The sequence below is a fragment of the Streptococcus himalayensis genome, assembly GCF_001708305.1.
In the GTDB taxonomy this organism is placed as follows: Bacteria; Bacillota; Bacilli; order Lactobacillales; family Streptococcaceae; genus Streptococcus; species Streptococcus himalayensis.
The window spans coordinates 1,513,448-1,527,460 of the sequence record NZ_CP016953.1 but is presented as its reverse complement, the minus strand read 5'-3'; the positions used below and the strand labels follow the sequence as shown (position 1 = coordinate 1,527,460).

Below are 14,013 nucleotides of genomic sequence, written 5' to 3'. Positions count from 1 at the left end.
GAAATGGAGGGTCTAAGATTTATCTGGTGCCATTAAAACATCATAGATTTCTTGGACAGGGGCTAGAGCCATCAATTCCTGCTCCTTGACAATTTTTTTCAACTCTTGGTAAATCTGACTACTAGCAATCTCTCGTTTTTCTGCTTCTTTCTCAACCTTCATCACACCATCTGTAATGGTCACAAAACCTAATTCTTCAAAAATCTGAATCATTTTGATCAGAAGAATTTTCTCAATTTTCAAAAAAGCTGCTAGGTCTGCGAGCTTGTAGCGTACATCAAACTCTGGAAATTGATAGATGGTTTTATAGAGCTTGGCAAATTGCTCCCGCGTGCCATAGCCAGTTAAATAATAGGCTGGATTGATTTCATTTTTGAAATAAATAGCGGAGAAATTCTGGGTTTGTAAAATCGACTTGAGCCTATCTAGATTTTCTGGAACATCATAGACTACGATGGCTGGGCTATCTCCTACCTCCACTTGGTCATCTTTAAACCGGAGTTGAGGAACGCCTTCTGGGACAGTCGCTTTTCGCCCACGAATATTGTACAATTGTACCCCATTAACCCTGGCATCCGTCATCATGAGCTGCAAGGTTGTCTGACCGTTCCACTGATTGACCGACAGGGTGACCGCTAACTCCAACTGCTTGGCTTGTGCAAATTCCATGGCTAGACTTCCTTTTCCAAACGCAACGACGTCAAAAGCTGCCCCATCTTGGAAAATCTTGAGCTTCAAATGGTTATTGCCCTGACCCATCGTCCGTGCTTGTTCTACTACCAAATCCTTGATATAAAAAATCGGACGCTTATTATCCATACCAAAGGGAGCTAATTTGTCAAAGCTCTTCAAGGTATCTAAGGTCAACTCTGCCAACTGCAATTCTTCATCCAGATAAAGAGGACTTTTACGGCTTAAATCAAGATTTTCTGTCTGAATATATGCTTCTAATACATCTGATAAGGAAGTAAGATTTTCTACTTTTAAGGTCATTCCTGCGGCTCCAGCGTGACCTCCAAAAGCTTCAAACAAATCCCTGTGCGGATCGAGTGCATCAAAAATATTGACCGCTTCAACACTTCTGGCACTCCCCTTGGCAAAATCCCCATCAATGGATAAGACGACAACTGGCTGATGAAGTTCTTCTAAGAGCCGTCCTGCCACAATTCCCAAGACCCCTGGATTCCAACCTGCTTTCGCCAAAACTTGGGCTGATTTTTCAGACTTAACCATGGCCTTAGCTTCTTCATAGATAGCTTCCACCAATGCTTTTCGCTCATCGTTTTTTTCGTTAATCATGAGGGCAATGGCGTGGGCTTCCTCTTCATCAAACCCTGTCAGCAAATCTACCGCTGGATTGGGATCGTCCAGACGCCCCAAGGCGTTGAGCCGAGGAGCTAGCTGAAAACCAACCGTTTCTTCCGTGACATCACTAGATGCAATCCCAGAGACATGTAGCAATTCTTGTAGACCAATTCGCTGGGTTTGTTGCAAGACAGACAAGCCATACTTGACCAAAACACGGTTTTCCCCTGTCAAACTAACCATATCTGCAATCGTTCCAATGGCAACCAAATCGAGCAATTCTAAGGGAATATCCTCCAAGAGGGCACAGGCTAGCTTAAACGCTACCCCACAACCCGCTAAATGCTGAAACGGATAGTGAGCAGCCGGATGTTCAGGATGAAGAATAGCATAGGCCTGAGGCAGAATCTCTGGCATGGCATGGTGGTCAGTCACAATCACATCAACCCCAGCTTCTTGAGCAAAGGCAATTGGCTCTAACCCAGCCACCCCATTGTCAACAGTGATAATCAGTGAAATTCCTTCTTGTTCAATAAAGTATTTATAGACACTCTTATTTGGACCATAGCCATCTGTAAAGCGATTGGGCAGATAGACCTGGCATTCCGCCCCCAACTCATCTAAGGTTTCCTTGATGATAGAAGCACTGGTCATACCATCTGCATCGTAATCACCATAGACCAAGATTTGCTCGCCCTCGGAAATCGCCTGACGAATCCGCTCCACTGCTTTTTCCATGTCATTTAACAGATAGGGGTCATGAAGCTGATTTAAATCAGGCTCTAAAAAGGCTTTCAAAGCTTCCTCTGTCTGAATGCCCCGTTGATAAAGGAGAGCTGCAACGGCAGGTTCGAGACCTGCTTTTTTCCCCATTTTCAAAAAAGCCTCATCCGAGAAGGTCGTCGCTAACTGCCAATCATATTTCGAAGTAATCATCGTATTCCTTTGTTTCTTAAAATCTAGTTTCTATTATACCACGAAAAAGGAGCCAGACCAAATCGGAAAAATGGCTGACTCTTGCTTTTTGCTTCATATTTCTCCATCTTTTTAGAAAGGAGTAAGGCTACCTCTCCTTCTTTCTCAGCCAAAGATGCTGAAAGGCGGCAATGTCCCGATACGGAGATTGACTAGAAACGGCCAACTCTAACTCCGTCATTTCCTTAAGCCAATGGGGATCTGTTTTGACACTGTTGGGTTGCAGGCCATAAAAGGTGCGAATTCCCTGATAATCCTCCAGAACAAAGGTATCCTTAGGCAATACCTCTTCAATCTTATAGGCCTTGGCCAGCCCCATAGTGTGAGATTGGTAGTGTTCGCCTGCCAAAAAGCCCATGGTTTTAGGGATATTGCATTCAAACACTGCTGTCTGCATGATGCGTCCCACCTCATGGTGCTTAACAAGTGAAAGGTGACCATCGTCTTTTACAAGTCGATGAAAAGCATGTAAATACTGGCTTGGATTATCCACATATTCTAGGACATTGTGACAAATAATCACATCAAAAGATGCTGGAGCTAACTGTTCCAACGCCTCAAAGCCTCCTTGCTCCTGCTGATAGGGATAAAGAGGGTCTACCACGCGCGAGTCAATCATCTCCTCGTTTGGTTCAATAGCCAGAACTTGATTTTCCCGTGCTAGAAACTGAGCCACGTGACCAAAACCACTGCCAAAGTCAAGAACAGTCTTTCCCTTCACTTCTTTTAGCTGATCAAATAAAATCTGGTAATAAATCTGCCCCCAAGGCTGGGCAATATGTGCTTGATAAGCTTTTATATCCATCAAAACCTCACTTATAATTAAAAAGATTACTGGCTAAAAAATCTCCCAAACGGGGAAACAAAGTATAGCATTTGTACGCCAGATGAAGCAGCCAAGGAAGGTTAATTTCACGTTTTTTAGTGCCAAAGCTAGCAACGATTTTTTGGGCAACCAAGTCTGACTCCAGCAGATAGGCTTTGACCGCCTGTAAATAAGTGCCTTCGGGATCTGCTTGCTCAAAAAAGGCTGTTTTGATGGGACCTGGATTAACGGTCGTTACAAAAACTTGATAGGGACGCAATTCCAAACGTAGGGCGTTTGAAAATCCAATCGCCGCAAACTTGGTTGCCGAATACAAACTGGACTTCGCACTTGCAATCAAGCCTGCCATACTGACAATATTGATAATCTGCCCCTTTCTCACTTCCTTCATCTGCTGTCCAAACAACCGAGATAAATTCATCAGAGCAAAGGTATTGACCCGAAACATCTCTTCGATGTCTTGAGAAGAAATCTTGTCAAAATCTTCAAACAAACCATAGCCTGCATTATTGATGAAAATATCGATGGGACCATAGTGGATGCGGCATTTCTCTGCAAAACGCTCCACCGCTTCACTATCGGTAATCTCTAGTTCAACCAAATCGCAGTTTGCTAGGGTGCCATACAGCTCCTCTAGCCGTTTCATGGACCGTCCAATCAATATCAGCTGGTCATCTGGCAGAAGTTTTACAATCGCTTGGGCAAGACCACCACTTGCTCCTGTTATGACAATTCTCCTCATATTTCAATCTCTTCTAAGTCTTTCACAATATGCACTTGCTCAAAAATCGTAGCTGCATCCTTACGCATTTTACTGATGTCCTTGGATAAAAAGCGAGCACTGATATGGTTGAGCAACAGTCGTTTGGCTCCTGCTTCCTTAGCTACTTCAGCTGCCTGCATATTGGTCGAATGACCATGGCTCCGTGCCATTTTTTCATCTCCCTTGCCATAGGTCGATTCATGAATGAGGAGATCCGCTGCCACAGCCAAACGGACGCTAGCATCTGTCTTTCTAGTATCTCCTAAAATGGTCACTACTTTACCAGGACGTGGTGCAGAAATATAATCCTTGGCAATAATTTCCGTCCCGTCCTCTAAACGGACATTCTCACCATTTTTGATTTTGCCAAAAAGTGGGCCAAAAGGAACACCTGCTGCACGAAGGGCATCGGCATCTAAAGTCCCTTCCAAATCCTTTTGCATCACACGGTAGCCCACACAGAAAATCGTATGGTCCAACTGCTCCGCATAGACTGTAAATTTATCCGTTTCCAGAATTTTTCCTAGACTATGCTCATCAAATTCATGAAATAGGATGCGATAAGGCAAGCGGCTCCCTGAAGCTTTGAGACTGGTCAAAACATAGTTTTTAATGCCCACAGGACCATAAATATCTACATCTGTCTGTTCTTCATTTGCCTGAAAGGCTCGGCTTGAGAGAAATCCTGGCAAGCCAAAGATATGATCCCCATGCAAATGGGTGATGAAAATCTTGGTGATTTTCCGAGGCTTAATCGTCGTTTCCAAAATCCGCTGCTGGGTCCCTTCGCCACAATCAAACATCCAAACTTGGTTAATTTCTTCCAATAATTTGAGAACGAGACTCGAGACATTGCGTGCTTTGGAGGGCTGACCAGCCCCTGTTCCTAAAAATTGTACTTCCATGATTTCCCTTCTATTTTATGTATAGCATTGCTAAACGATTTTGCGAACGATAATAGCAGTTACCTTCATAGTTCGCCGCCAAAGTGACCAATTCCTCTTGGTTATAGCCGACTAATTTTGTATGCCCATCTGCTAAGAGTTCCAAGTTCGTCAAGGCGGTCAACTCCTGTCTTTCTCGGATGATTTCTTCCTGAGGAGCTAGTTCTAAATAAATCTTTCCGTTCTCCTCATAGACTAAAAAGTCCGGAAAAATCTGAGCAATCTCAAAACACAACTCAGGACTGATCGCTTCTTTCTTTTCTGGAAAGACTCGGGCTAGCTCTTCTGTTTCATAGCAAAAACCATAGGATTTCCCAGATAAATTCAAGCGAATAAAGGGCTTTTCCTCATTAAAACTTGGTTCTTCATTCCACAATTGAAAGGCCTTGCTAACGTCTAAAAAATAGTACGTCGCCTCAAGCGGACTCTTTTTCTGATACAGTTCTGCAAAATAAGCATTGAGAACAGAAGGGGGAGGGGTCACAAAACGCAATTTTTCCTCCTCCTTCAACTCTTTTAAGCGATTGGCTAGATACACCCGATCTAGACTAGTAAAACCGCCATAATCTAGGGCTAACTGGATATAATCAGTCATAAAACTCCTCTAATTTCCATTTGTTTTTTTCTGCGATATAGCCAGAAATCTCTTCTTTATCGTCTTTATATTCACGTTTTTCAAGCAAGGCTATCTTTTCTAATTCATGAATTTTATAGGCTTTTTCAAATCCCACTTGAATCCGAAACGGCTGAAAGAGTTCTTTTATCTTCTCGACAATCAAGTCCTGCAAGACAGCTCTGCTATTGTCCTCCTTAGCAGAAATGAGGTGATAAGGCGTCTGCGTAGGGGTGAAATTCTCTGCCTTATCCTGCTTATTGTAGAGAGTCAGACGCGGAATATCCAGCATATCCAACTCTTTCATGATGGAAAAGACGGTCTCCTCATGCTCTTCGTGATGAGGGTCACTTGCGTCAATCACATGGATTAACAAGTCCACATTCTTACTTTCTTCCAGCGTGGATTTAAAACTACTGACAAGTTCCGTCGGCAAATCTTGGATAAATCCCACTGTATCTGTCAAAGTCACATCCAAGTGACCTGCCAGATGAATTACCTTAGTCGTGGCGTCCAAGGTTGCAAAAAGCTCATCTGCCTCATATTGGCTTTTCGTAGTCAGGGCATTCATCACCGTTGATTTCCCAGCATTGGTGTAGCCGATAAGACCAATTTTGAAAACACTGGATTCCAATCTCTTTTCACGAACCGTTGCTCGATTTTTCTCCACGACCTTTAATTGACGCTCGATATCAGCAATTTGGTTGCGAATGCTACGGCGGTTTAACTCTAGCTGACTTTCACCAGGCCCTCTGGAGCCAATTCCCCCAGCCTGACGACTCAGTAAAATCCCTTGCCCTACAAGCCTTGGTAGGAGATATTTCAGCTGAGCCAAATGCACCTGCAATTTCCCCTCATGACTTCTGGCTCGCATGGCAAAGATATCTAAAATCAACTGCATACGATCGATAACCTTCACCCCTAAAATCTCTTCTAAATTGACATTTTGGCGTGGGGTTAAGCGATTGTTGACAATCACCGTTGCAATTTCATCCGCATCAACCATACGTTTGATTTCTTCTAATTTTCCCGAACCAATGAAGGTTTTACTGTCATATTTCTCTCGTTTCTGGGTGTAACTCCCTTTGACCACTGCCCCTGCGGTCTTTGCAAGGCTGGCCAGCTCTTCCATGGACATCTCAAAATGGTGGCTGTCTTGGAGCTCTACACCGACCAGAAGCACCCGTTCTTCTTGCTGTTTCGTTTCTATCATTTCTCTCTTCACTCTCAAACTCTCCAAGGAATATTTCCTGACAAGCCTAGAACACTTGTCCATCGCTTCTTTGCCACAAGATAAACATAGGGAGCTATTTCAACGTTTCATTCATCATCTTTTTGATACGCGTCCCCATACTCGGTCAATCAAGATGCTCCAGTCCTTTTTCCTTTAAAAATCTCTCTACCTGATGGTGAATCCTATCCTTGTAATCTGGCTCTGAAATCTGATAAAAAGGGATCTGCATGCGGTTGCGAAACCAGGTTAACTGGCGTTTGGCAAAGCGTCTCGTATTTTGCTTGAGGCATTCGATAGATTCTTCTAGGGTTATTTCTCCCTTAAAATAAGGGAAGAACTCTTTGTAACCGATTCCCTTGACAGCCTGAACATCAGGATAGGTGTCATAGAGCCATTTTGCCTCCTCTAACAATCCTTGCTCCATCATGTCATCCACTCGCTGATTGATTCGCTCATACAAGCGAGCGCGCTCATCGTTTAAACCAATCAGCAACACTTCATAGGCTGGTTCTTGATTTTTTAACTCTTGACCAAAATGAGCAATTTCAAGTTGACGCATCGCACGACGGCGATTGATTTGGGGAATTTCCACCCCCAGCTCTGCTATTTTCTCAAATAAAACCTCATCTGACAAACACTCCAGCTCCTTGCGATAGGCTAGTATCGCCTCGTGAGAAACCTTTCCTCCCAAATGGTAGCCTTCTAGCAGACTTTGCAGGTAAAGCCCCGTCCCTCCAGCGATAATAGGCAGTTTTCCACGTCCTACAATCTCCTTTATCGCCCGCCTAGCTTCTGCAACAAAATCATAGGCGGAATAGCCTTCTGTCACATCTCGCACATCAAGCAAATGATGGGGAGCACGAGCCTGTTCTTCCTTAGTCGCCTTAGCAGTGCCGATATCGAGATTCCGATAAACCTGTTGACTATCTCCGCTGATAATCTCCCCTGAAAATCGCTCCGCCAAGTCTAAACTTAGGGCTGTTTTTCCAACCGCCGTTGGACCTACAATTACAATTATTTTTGTTTTCATCGTTTTTCCTTGAAAAAATTTTATTTTTTCGTTAGTATATATTATAACACAAAAAAATGAAGTTCTTATAAAGGAGGAAACTCATGGCTAAAAATTTTGCAAAAGGTTTGCTTACAGGTGTCGCTGGAACAGTTGCAGCTGTTGCAGGTGCGGTCTATGCCATCAAAAAGAAAGTGATTGAGCCAGAAGAGCAAAAAGCTGCCTTCATCGAAGAAAACCGCAAAAAAGCTGCACGCCGTCGCGTCTCACATTAATTTATTCATCAAAAAAAGTAGGGGAGTACCTCTACTTTTTTCATATTCAAAAAATGCCTAGCTCTCTTTTTAAAAGGGATGTGTCCTACCACTCTTATAAATAGGTATCAACAGACAATTTGCCCATCAGAAACCGTATAGACCGTATCACAAAGGTCTTCAATGTCTTGGGCGATGTGAGAGGTTAAAATCACTAACCTGTCCTGTTTGTACTCCATAAGCAGCTCTTTTGTGACACGCACGCTTGCATCATCCAAGGCATTCATAGGTTCATCCAAAAGTAAAATAGCAGGATTGTGGAGGAAGGCTTGAATTAAAGCCATCTTTTTCTTCGTTCCCAAGGAAAGATGTTTAAAAAGGGTATGTTTAAATTTTTCTAATTGATAAAGCTGAATCCACCTATCCAGATCAATCTTTTTTCGATTCTGGCTGATGGAGGCAATCAATTCTAAGTTTTCCAACAAACTTAGATGGGAGATAAATTGGGGATTTTCAATCAAAATACCCGCATTTTCTATGTAATTGCGACGACTTCGAATCTTGATATGATCTTGCTGAACAAAACCTCGATCTAATGTGATGTAGCCTGCCAAGGCTTTTAAAATAAGGGTTTTCCCCGAGCCATTGATCCCAACTAGACCATAAATATGCCCATCAAGAAATTCTAAATTAATATCTTTTAAAACTTCTTGTCCTTTATAACGCTTACAACCGTTTTGAATTTTTAACATCAAGCATCTCCTTCCTGGAATGTATATAGAAAATCAGGCACATTACTACTACTGGGATGTAGGGATAAGGTAATAAGAAATACCTGACTAAATTTAGCATAAAAAATAAAAGCAAGGATAGAACTGAAGACGAGCTTATCAAGGCTGTTAAACAAGCAAAAACTCCGTCAACTAAGAACCAAGAAAACAAGAGAGCTAGAACAGATGGTGACAAATCTAGCTGATGAAATAAGAGCCAAGAAATGCCAAACAAGCTCAATATCAGTGTAGCGTACTCAAGAAAATAAGTATAACTAAGCAATTTAAGTACTTTTAAATCAAATCCCATTTGACTTTCCGAATGGTAGCAAATGATTTCTTTTGCTCCACTGCTCAAATCCGATACCATCGAAATTAAATAGTAAAAGTTATTAAAATATAGTCCCAACAAACTAATCACCTTGATAAAACTCAGCTGCTCTCCTTCTGCTTTCAAAAATGGATTTAAGAGTTGTTCCCTTATGAGCAATACCAAATCCCGATACCCGTAAACATTAAATTTTGTAAATATCGTGTAAATAAAGAAGGCACTAAAAAGGCTTTTCACGATAAAAGGCAATCCTCTATAAAACTTCATATTTTTTGGTAACTTTCATAAACATTATTAGACAGATAAACAATGTATAGGGTAGGAATACAATGGGCAAATTGATTCCTCCGTAGGACGTTATCATGTAGCTTGACATGGGAACGAGATAAAAGGGTAAAAAAGCGTACAATAACGGACACAGAGCCCATATAAAGATAAGATAGAACAAACTTGCTTTGATAAAATGATTAAAATAATCCACCATGGCAAATACAAGCCAACTATTCATCATAATGGCCACCACTTTCACAACACTATAAAAGATGAGATAAAGCCATGTATGCTCGCCAAAGAGTCGCAGAACAGAATTTTGGGCAAAATAGTTAGGTAAACCTTCCATGGCGACTCTGCCCCAAAAGAAAGCGACAAGCAGCAAGCAAGACAAAACACTGAGAAAAATCCCCACTTGATAAGCCGTTAGTTGAAACTTGAGAGAACGCCGAGCTATTTCATAATCTTTCGTCCTGCCAATTCTATAACGAAGATAGCGTTCATTGATATAGCGATATTCATACGCCATCACGACCGCTATCATCGGAAACATAAAGGATTGATAAAAATTGTAGAAAAATAGAGTGTTGTCCAAAAAAAGTAAATTTTTGAAGATATGAATTTTTAGAGCCTGAGCATCCATCCCCGCCAAATCGGGAGCATTCACATCAAATATAAACCAATCGAGAATGGCATCCTTATAAATGAGGACTAGTAGCAGCAAAGGAATAAGTAGGATTAAAGAACGAAACGGAAACAATCTCAAACGAATTCTCATCTGTGAACCTCCTATTTTTTACGTTCATTCTATCAAACCTATAAAAAATTGTCAAATATTTATATATTAATCTTTTGATTTTTTAATGCTTCTCTCTGAACTATAGAGGGCAAGTGGATAAAATAAACTTCTCAATCAAAAACGAAAGTTCCCTCAAAACTTAGACACACAATCTAATTTTTGAGGGAACTTCACATTGAATATTCCATCTTTATAATCTGGGAATGTTTGAGAAATAAATTTCCCAAACATGGATTACCAAGCATAATTGGGTTCTTCGCAGGTCAACATCGCTGCCAATAATTCCTCCGGCGTAATGGTTTTCAGACCGCCATAGACTGGATCTTGGACAATCGGAGATGGGTCCAAATAGTATAGCAATTCAATATCTTTACCATCGGGTGTTTCTAGATAGCCAATCCCAATCACATTGTGCTCTCCTGATTTTCCAGGATTTACTTTAGAAACATCAAATGTATAATACATAGGGTAGCCATCTTTGATATTCTGAATAAGCCGCTGCTTAAATTTTTTCATATCTTCTGATTGGCTGCTGGCATTCCGAACAGTTTCTAGGCGATAACCTGGTTGCTGGGCACTCGGATATTCATAACCAAATAAATATTTATTTAAAATACGGATGGCATCCTTATTATGCGTGCCAAAAGGATCATACGTCCCCATTTCTTTTGCTAATTGGAACTGATTGGCTTCTATCCCGCGGGAAGCTAACATCATGCTAACAGTTGTTGGGGCACAATAATTCCATACCTGTTGAATTTGCCCTTTTACAGTCAGCACATGCTTTTGACCAGATGCTGGATTGCTGGCTTCACTTGTAGTTGGGGTTGATAAATCAACTCCTGCATTTAAACCAGCTAATACTTTCGGATCCTCTAAGCCAGCCTTCAGATCAGCCAATTCTCGAAGATCAACTAGGGAAGGAGCTTTTGCGGAACTAGCAATTGTATCACTATTAGAAATTCGAGCCTTATCTTGAACACCAGAAGTTTCGGATGAGGATGAAGTTGACTGAACTTTTGCAGAAGACTTTGCTTCCGTCTCTACATGCACAGTAGAGACGGAAGCTTGTTGTTTCGCACTTTGACTGACAGAAGAATTAGACCGCTCCCCACACCCTGAAATCAGAATCGAACAAAGTAATAAAGGAAAAATAGAGTACATTGATTTTTTCATAAAGTTTCCTCCTATTCGGCGTTAAAATGAGTGAAATCGCATGACTGAATTCTCGTTTGAAAATACTTCCCCTTTTGGGATATCCTTCTCATCCCTTTTATACTGGACCCACAAAATACCCTTGTCTGAGTTTAAGATTATACTGTCGTTTGAATCCCTTACGGTTTCAACCAATAGACAATAGAGAGTGATAAACATACGAGAGATATTATTCTTTTCATTGCTCTCACTCCCTATGCAAAAAATATAATATTCTTAGGAAACATCGTTAATTATTGTTTTTATCTGAATTAATAATGATAGTCTTATGTAGATAATATTTTATTCTGGGCAGTTTCTAGCCCATCTACGATGACCAATTTCCCTTCCTCCAAAAAGTAAACATCATCACTTACTTTAAATACTTCTGATAAATTATGAGAGGTCAATAAAATCAATTTTTCTTTCTTATAATGTTTCAATAATTCGTAGGCTGCAAATCTCCTCTGTTCATCCAAACCATCTAGCAATTCGTCTAAAATCAGCACATCGCTTTCTATGGATAGAGCATAGATAAAACAAAATAATTCTCCCATTCCTAAAGAATATTTTCCTATTTTTTTGCCAAAGAAAGTTGCTCCACCCATTTGCTTAAGATTTTTATGAAATCGCTTCTGTTCATTTAACGATAATACCTTTACATAGTCATTGGCTGTCAAATATTTATCAAAAATATTTAAACTAGGAATATAGGACACTTTCCCAATTCTCATATTCTTTTTTGGAATCTTAATTTCACCAGACATCATACTAAAAAGGGTACTCTTTCCAGCACCATTCTGTCCAATCACCCCATATAATCCTGTACTCGGCATACTAAAACTTAAATTCTCGAAAATATCTATTGTGATATCTCTGACATCTATTCCTTTCATTGCTCTTCATCCTTTCCTGTAATAATAATTTTTATACAGATGATTTGAAATTACAATAAACAAAAAACTAAATATCAATAGGTAACATACGCCAATTAAAACAGCATGTTGAGGAAGAATTTGTTTATCATTAACTACTTGACCATAGCCTAGATATTCGAAGGGAAAAAACTTTTTAAAAGGGCGAAACCATTCTTCTTGCGACAATGTCATAAAACTCGTTAGACAAACTACAATCAATCCAATGACAACTAAGCTTTTTTTGAATACCAGACCTAAAAATTGACCCAAAGAGGCAATAAATAATAAAGATACCAAATATAGCACTATTGTATACAACGTCACTTTCCAAATTGGTAGTATATCACCATCAATCGTTAAATATGGATACTCCAAAGTCCCAAAACTGTTCATCATTCCTTTTATAATATACAGACAAAAGAAAATCATTATGGTTAGTGAAAAGGTAACTACAATTGGAACACATAATTTAAGTAATAAATTTTTAGGATTCTTAGCACCCATTAAATGATAAAATCTAATTTGAGAACTTTCAATTTCAGCACTTATTGAATCGGAGACTAAAACTGTCAATAATACAAAAATAACAGTTGATGATAACCAGGCCATCATAGAACTTCCTATAGTAAAAGCAGACTCATCCGTACTGTTTATATATGGACTAGGGGAGCCAGCTACTCCTTTTACAGATTCATAATATTTTAGATTTATTTTTAACTTTTTATATTCTTCTGAATCTTTTTCAGATATTTGCTCTAGTCGTGAACTATCTAGTTGATATTGTAGATTAGTAAAAGCTGCATAATCCTCATTTTTTAAAGTTTCTGATTGCTCTAAGAATATTTTTTGTTCCTCTTGAGCCCTCTCCAATTCTTGAATTAATTGATTGTCATTTGGATTCAATTCTACTGCTTTTTTTAAATTGTCCACAGACTGATTGGATTGTTGAAGATTTAGTTGATTTGTCTCTATAGATAAGGCTGAAAAGCCCTTTTGAAACGTTGTTTGATTTAAAATAAATAATCCTATGAAAAGTAACAAAAGAAGAACTAGGCAAATTTTATTCTTGGGATTATTTATAAATCGTTTGAATTCAAAACAAAAAAATTTCATTATTTTCCCTCCCTACCTAAAACAAAGGTAGAGGCTATATCTATAGCCCCCACTTCATTCTCAATATGTATTATAGTGATATGTATAAAGAACACCTGGATTTATACCATAGTCGCGACGCTCGCTTGTTATATAGGAAGTGTAATATCTTCTAAATTGTATGGTTCTATAGGTATATGAAGTCCGAGTATTCCCCATTACAAGATAAATTTCATACCGAGTATTAAGGACTTCTGCTACTTGAATAGCTGACACAATATTCTTTGCTCCCAATCCCATCAAAATTAATACTATCGAACATAACAATGAGTTTTTCTTAATTTTCTGAATCATATGTGCCTCCTTATCTATATCTTAAACATTCTTTTCAATAATTATCCATAGGATAATTTCAAATATCTCCATTTTTGTACCGACTTGGTAAAGAATATCTCATACCTATTTTCCTTTCTTAACACTTATAATAATCAACCACTGTTAAGCGTTTTTATGTCCACAGAGCATGCGTGACCTGGATCAAACGATTTTTTCTCATATCCTCTATGATTATTTAGACCAAAGCCAATAATTAGTAAAGCGAAGTACACTATCATTTTTTTCATTGCCCTTACCCCCTTATATAAAGAGTATAACATATTTGGAAAGCGCCGTCAATTTATTTTATGTTATTTTGGTTATTTTTTAAAAAAAATGTTA

The 14,013-nt window shown here is 39.5% G+C and carries 14 protein-coding genes; 1 reads left to right on the top strand and 13 read right to left on the bottom strand.

Annotated elements, in window-relative coordinates:
• Positions 1-12: 12 nt before the first annotated feature.
• From recJ to miaA, 7 genes are all read right to left on the bottom strand, one after another.
• Positions 13-2,241 carry a single-stranded-DNA-specific exonuclease RecJ gene (gene recJ, locus BFM96_RS07115; protein ID WP_068992245.1) on the bottom strand — a complete coding sequence of 743 codons (2,229 nt, stop codon included), beginning with the start codon at positions 2,239-2,241 and terminating at the stop codon, positions 13-15.
• A gap of 127 nt (positions 2,242-2,368) precedes the next feature.
• Positions 2,369-3,085 carry a class I SAM-dependent methyltransferase gene (locus BFM96_RS07110; protein ID WP_068992242.1) on the bottom strand — a complete coding sequence of 239 codons (717 nt, stop codon included), beginning with the start codon at positions 3,083-3,085 and terminating at the stop codon, positions 2,369-2,371.
• 7 nt (positions 3,086-3,092) lie between these two features.
• Positions 3,093-3,848 (bottom strand): SDR family NAD(P)-dependent oxidoreductase, encoded by a 756-nt coding sequence (locus BFM96_RS07105; protein WP_068992239.1) that lies wholly within the window; start codon positions 3,846-3,848, stop codon positions 3,093-3,095.
• Positions 3,845-4,774 (bottom strand): ribonuclease Z, encoded by a 930-nt coding sequence (rnz, locus tag BFM96_RS07100; RefSeq protein WP_068992237.1) that lies wholly within the window; start codon positions 4,772-4,774, stop codon positions 3,845-3,847. The genes BFM96_RS07105 and rnz overlap by 4 nt, the downstream gene beginning before the upstream one ends.
• Before the next feature lie 10 nt (positions 4,775-4,784).
• Positions 4,785-5,408 (bottom strand): cystathionine beta-lyase, encoded by a 624-nt coding sequence (locus tag BFM96_RS07095; RefSeq protein ID WP_068992234.1) that lies wholly within the window; start codon positions 5,406-5,408, stop codon positions 4,785-4,787.
• Complete coding sequence (gene hflX, locus BFM96_RS07090; RefSeq protein ID WP_068992231.1) at positions 5,401-6,639, bottom strand: GTPase HflX; 1,239 nt, start codon at positions 6,637-6,639, stop codon at positions 5,401-5,403. The genes BFM96_RS07095 and hflX overlap by 8 nt, the downstream gene beginning before the upstream one ends.
• A 145-nt stretch (positions 6,640-6,784) precedes the next feature.
• Positions 6,785-7,690: a tRNA (adenosine(37)-N6)-dimethylallyltransferase MiaA gene (gene miaA / locus BFM96_RS07085; RefSeq protein ID WP_068992228.1), complete on the bottom strand. Its 906-nt coding sequence runs from the start codon at positions 7,688-7,690 to the stop codon at positions 6,785-6,787.
• An 83-nt stretch (positions 7,691-7,773) separates the two neighbouring features.
• Between miaA and BFM96_RS07080 the strand changes: the two genes are divergently transcribed.
• Complete coding sequence (locus BFM96_RS07080) at positions 7,774-7,944, top strand: DUF3042 family protein (protein ID WP_068992225.1); 171 nt, start codon at positions 7,774-7,776, stop codon at positions 7,942-7,944.
• 107 nt (positions 7,945-8,051) lie between these two features.
• Here the strand turns inward: BFM96_RS07080 and BFM96_RS07075 are convergent, their stop codons facing one another.
• The 6 genes from BFM96_RS07075 to BFM96_RS07045 form a co-directional block, all read right to left on the bottom strand.
• Positions 8,052-8,675, bottom strand: a complete 624-nt coding sequence (locus tag BFM96_RS07075; protein ID WP_068992222.1) for an ATP-binding cassette domain-containing protein — start codon at positions 8,673-8,675, stop codon at positions 8,052-8,054.
• A gap of 602 nt (positions 8,676-9,277) precedes the next feature.
• A complete protein-coding gene (locus tag BFM96_RS07065) occupies positions 9,278-10,072 on the bottom strand; it encodes a hypothetical protein (RefSeq protein ID WP_068992216.1) in 795 nt (264 codons plus the stop codon).
• Between the two features lie 255 nt (positions 10,073-10,327).
• On the bottom strand, positions 10,328-11,269 hold the full coding sequence (locus BFM96_RS07060; protein WP_068992213.1) for a C39 family peptidase: 942 nt from the start codon (positions 11,267-11,269) through the stop codon (positions 10,328-10,330).
• A 305-nt stretch (positions 11,270-11,574) separates the two neighbouring features.
• Complete coding sequence (locus BFM96_RS07055) at positions 11,575-12,183, bottom strand: ATP-binding cassette domain-containing protein (RefSeq protein WP_068992210.1); 609 nt, start codon at positions 12,181-12,183, stop codon at positions 11,575-11,577.
• A 6-nt stretch (positions 12,184-12,189) separates the two neighbouring features.
• Positions 12,190-13,317: an ABC transporter permease gene (locus BFM96_RS07050; RefSeq protein ID WP_068992208.1), complete on the bottom strand. Its 1,128-nt coding sequence runs from the start codon at positions 13,315-13,317 to the stop codon at positions 12,190-12,192.
• A gap of 60 nt (positions 13,318-13,377) precedes the next feature.
• Positions 13,378-13,650, bottom strand: coding sequence for a hypothetical protein (locus BFM96_RS07045; RefSeq protein ID WP_068992206.1), 273 nt, complete (start codon positions 13,648-13,650; stop codon positions 13,378-13,380).
• Positions 13,651-14,013: the final 363 nt, after the last annotated feature.

Bases quoted from the DNA above. Each gene is read 5' to 3' on its own strand.
- hflX (WP_068992231.1), bottom strand. From the start codon at position 6,639: ATGATAGAAACGAAACAGCAAGAAGAACGGGTGCTTCTGGTCGGTGTA.
- BFM96_RS07095 (WP_068992234.1), bottom strand. From the start codon at position 5,408: ATGACTGATTATATCCAGTTAGCCCTAGATTATGGCGGTTTTACTAGT.
- rnz (WP_068992237.1), bottom strand. From the start codon at position 4,774: ATGGAAGTACAATTTTTAGGAACAGGGGCTGGTCAGCCCTCCAAAGCA.
- BFM96_RS07065 (WP_068992216.1), bottom strand. From the start codon at position 10,072: ATGAGAATTCGTTTGAGATTGTTTCCGTTTCGTTCTTTAATCCTACTT.
- BFM96_RS07050 (WP_068992208.1), bottom strand. From the start codon at position 13,317: ATGAAATTTTTTTGTTTTGAATTCAAACGATTTATAAATAATCCCAAG.
- BFM96_RS07055 (WP_068992210.1), bottom strand. From the start codon at position 12,183: ATGAAAGGAATAGATGTCAGAGATATCACAATAGATATTTTCGAGAAT.
- BFM96_RS07045 (WP_068992206.1), bottom strand. From the start codon at position 13,650: ATGATTCAGAAAATTAAGAAAAACTCATTGTTATGTTCGATAGTATTA.
- BFM96_RS07075 (WP_068992222.1), bottom strand. From the start codon at position 8,675: ATGTTAAAAATTCAAAACGGTTGTAAGCGTTATAAAGGACAAGAAGTT.
- recJ (WP_068992245.1), bottom strand. From the start codon at position 2,241: ATGATTACTTCGAAATATGATTGGCAGTTAGCGACGACCTTCTCGGAT.
- BFM96_RS07060 (WP_068992213.1), bottom strand. From the start codon at position 11,269: ATGAAAAAATCAATGTACTCTATTTTTCCTTTATTACTTTGTTCGATT.
- BFM96_RS07110 (WP_068992242.1), bottom strand. From the start codon at position 3,085: ATGGATATAAAAGCTTATCAAGCACATATTGCCCAGCCTTGGGGGCAG.
- miaA (WP_068992228.1), bottom strand. From the start codon at position 7,690: ATGAAAACAAAAATAATTGTAATTGTAGGTCCAACGGCGGTTGGAAAA.
- BFM96_RS07105 (WP_068992239.1), bottom strand. From the start codon at position 3,848: ATGAGGAGAATTGTCATAACAGGAGCAAGTGGTGGTCTTGCCCAAGCG.
- BFM96_RS07080 (WP_068992225.1), top strand. From the start codon at position 7,774: ATGGCTAAAAATTTTGCAAAAGGTTTGCTTACAGGTGTCGCTGGAACA.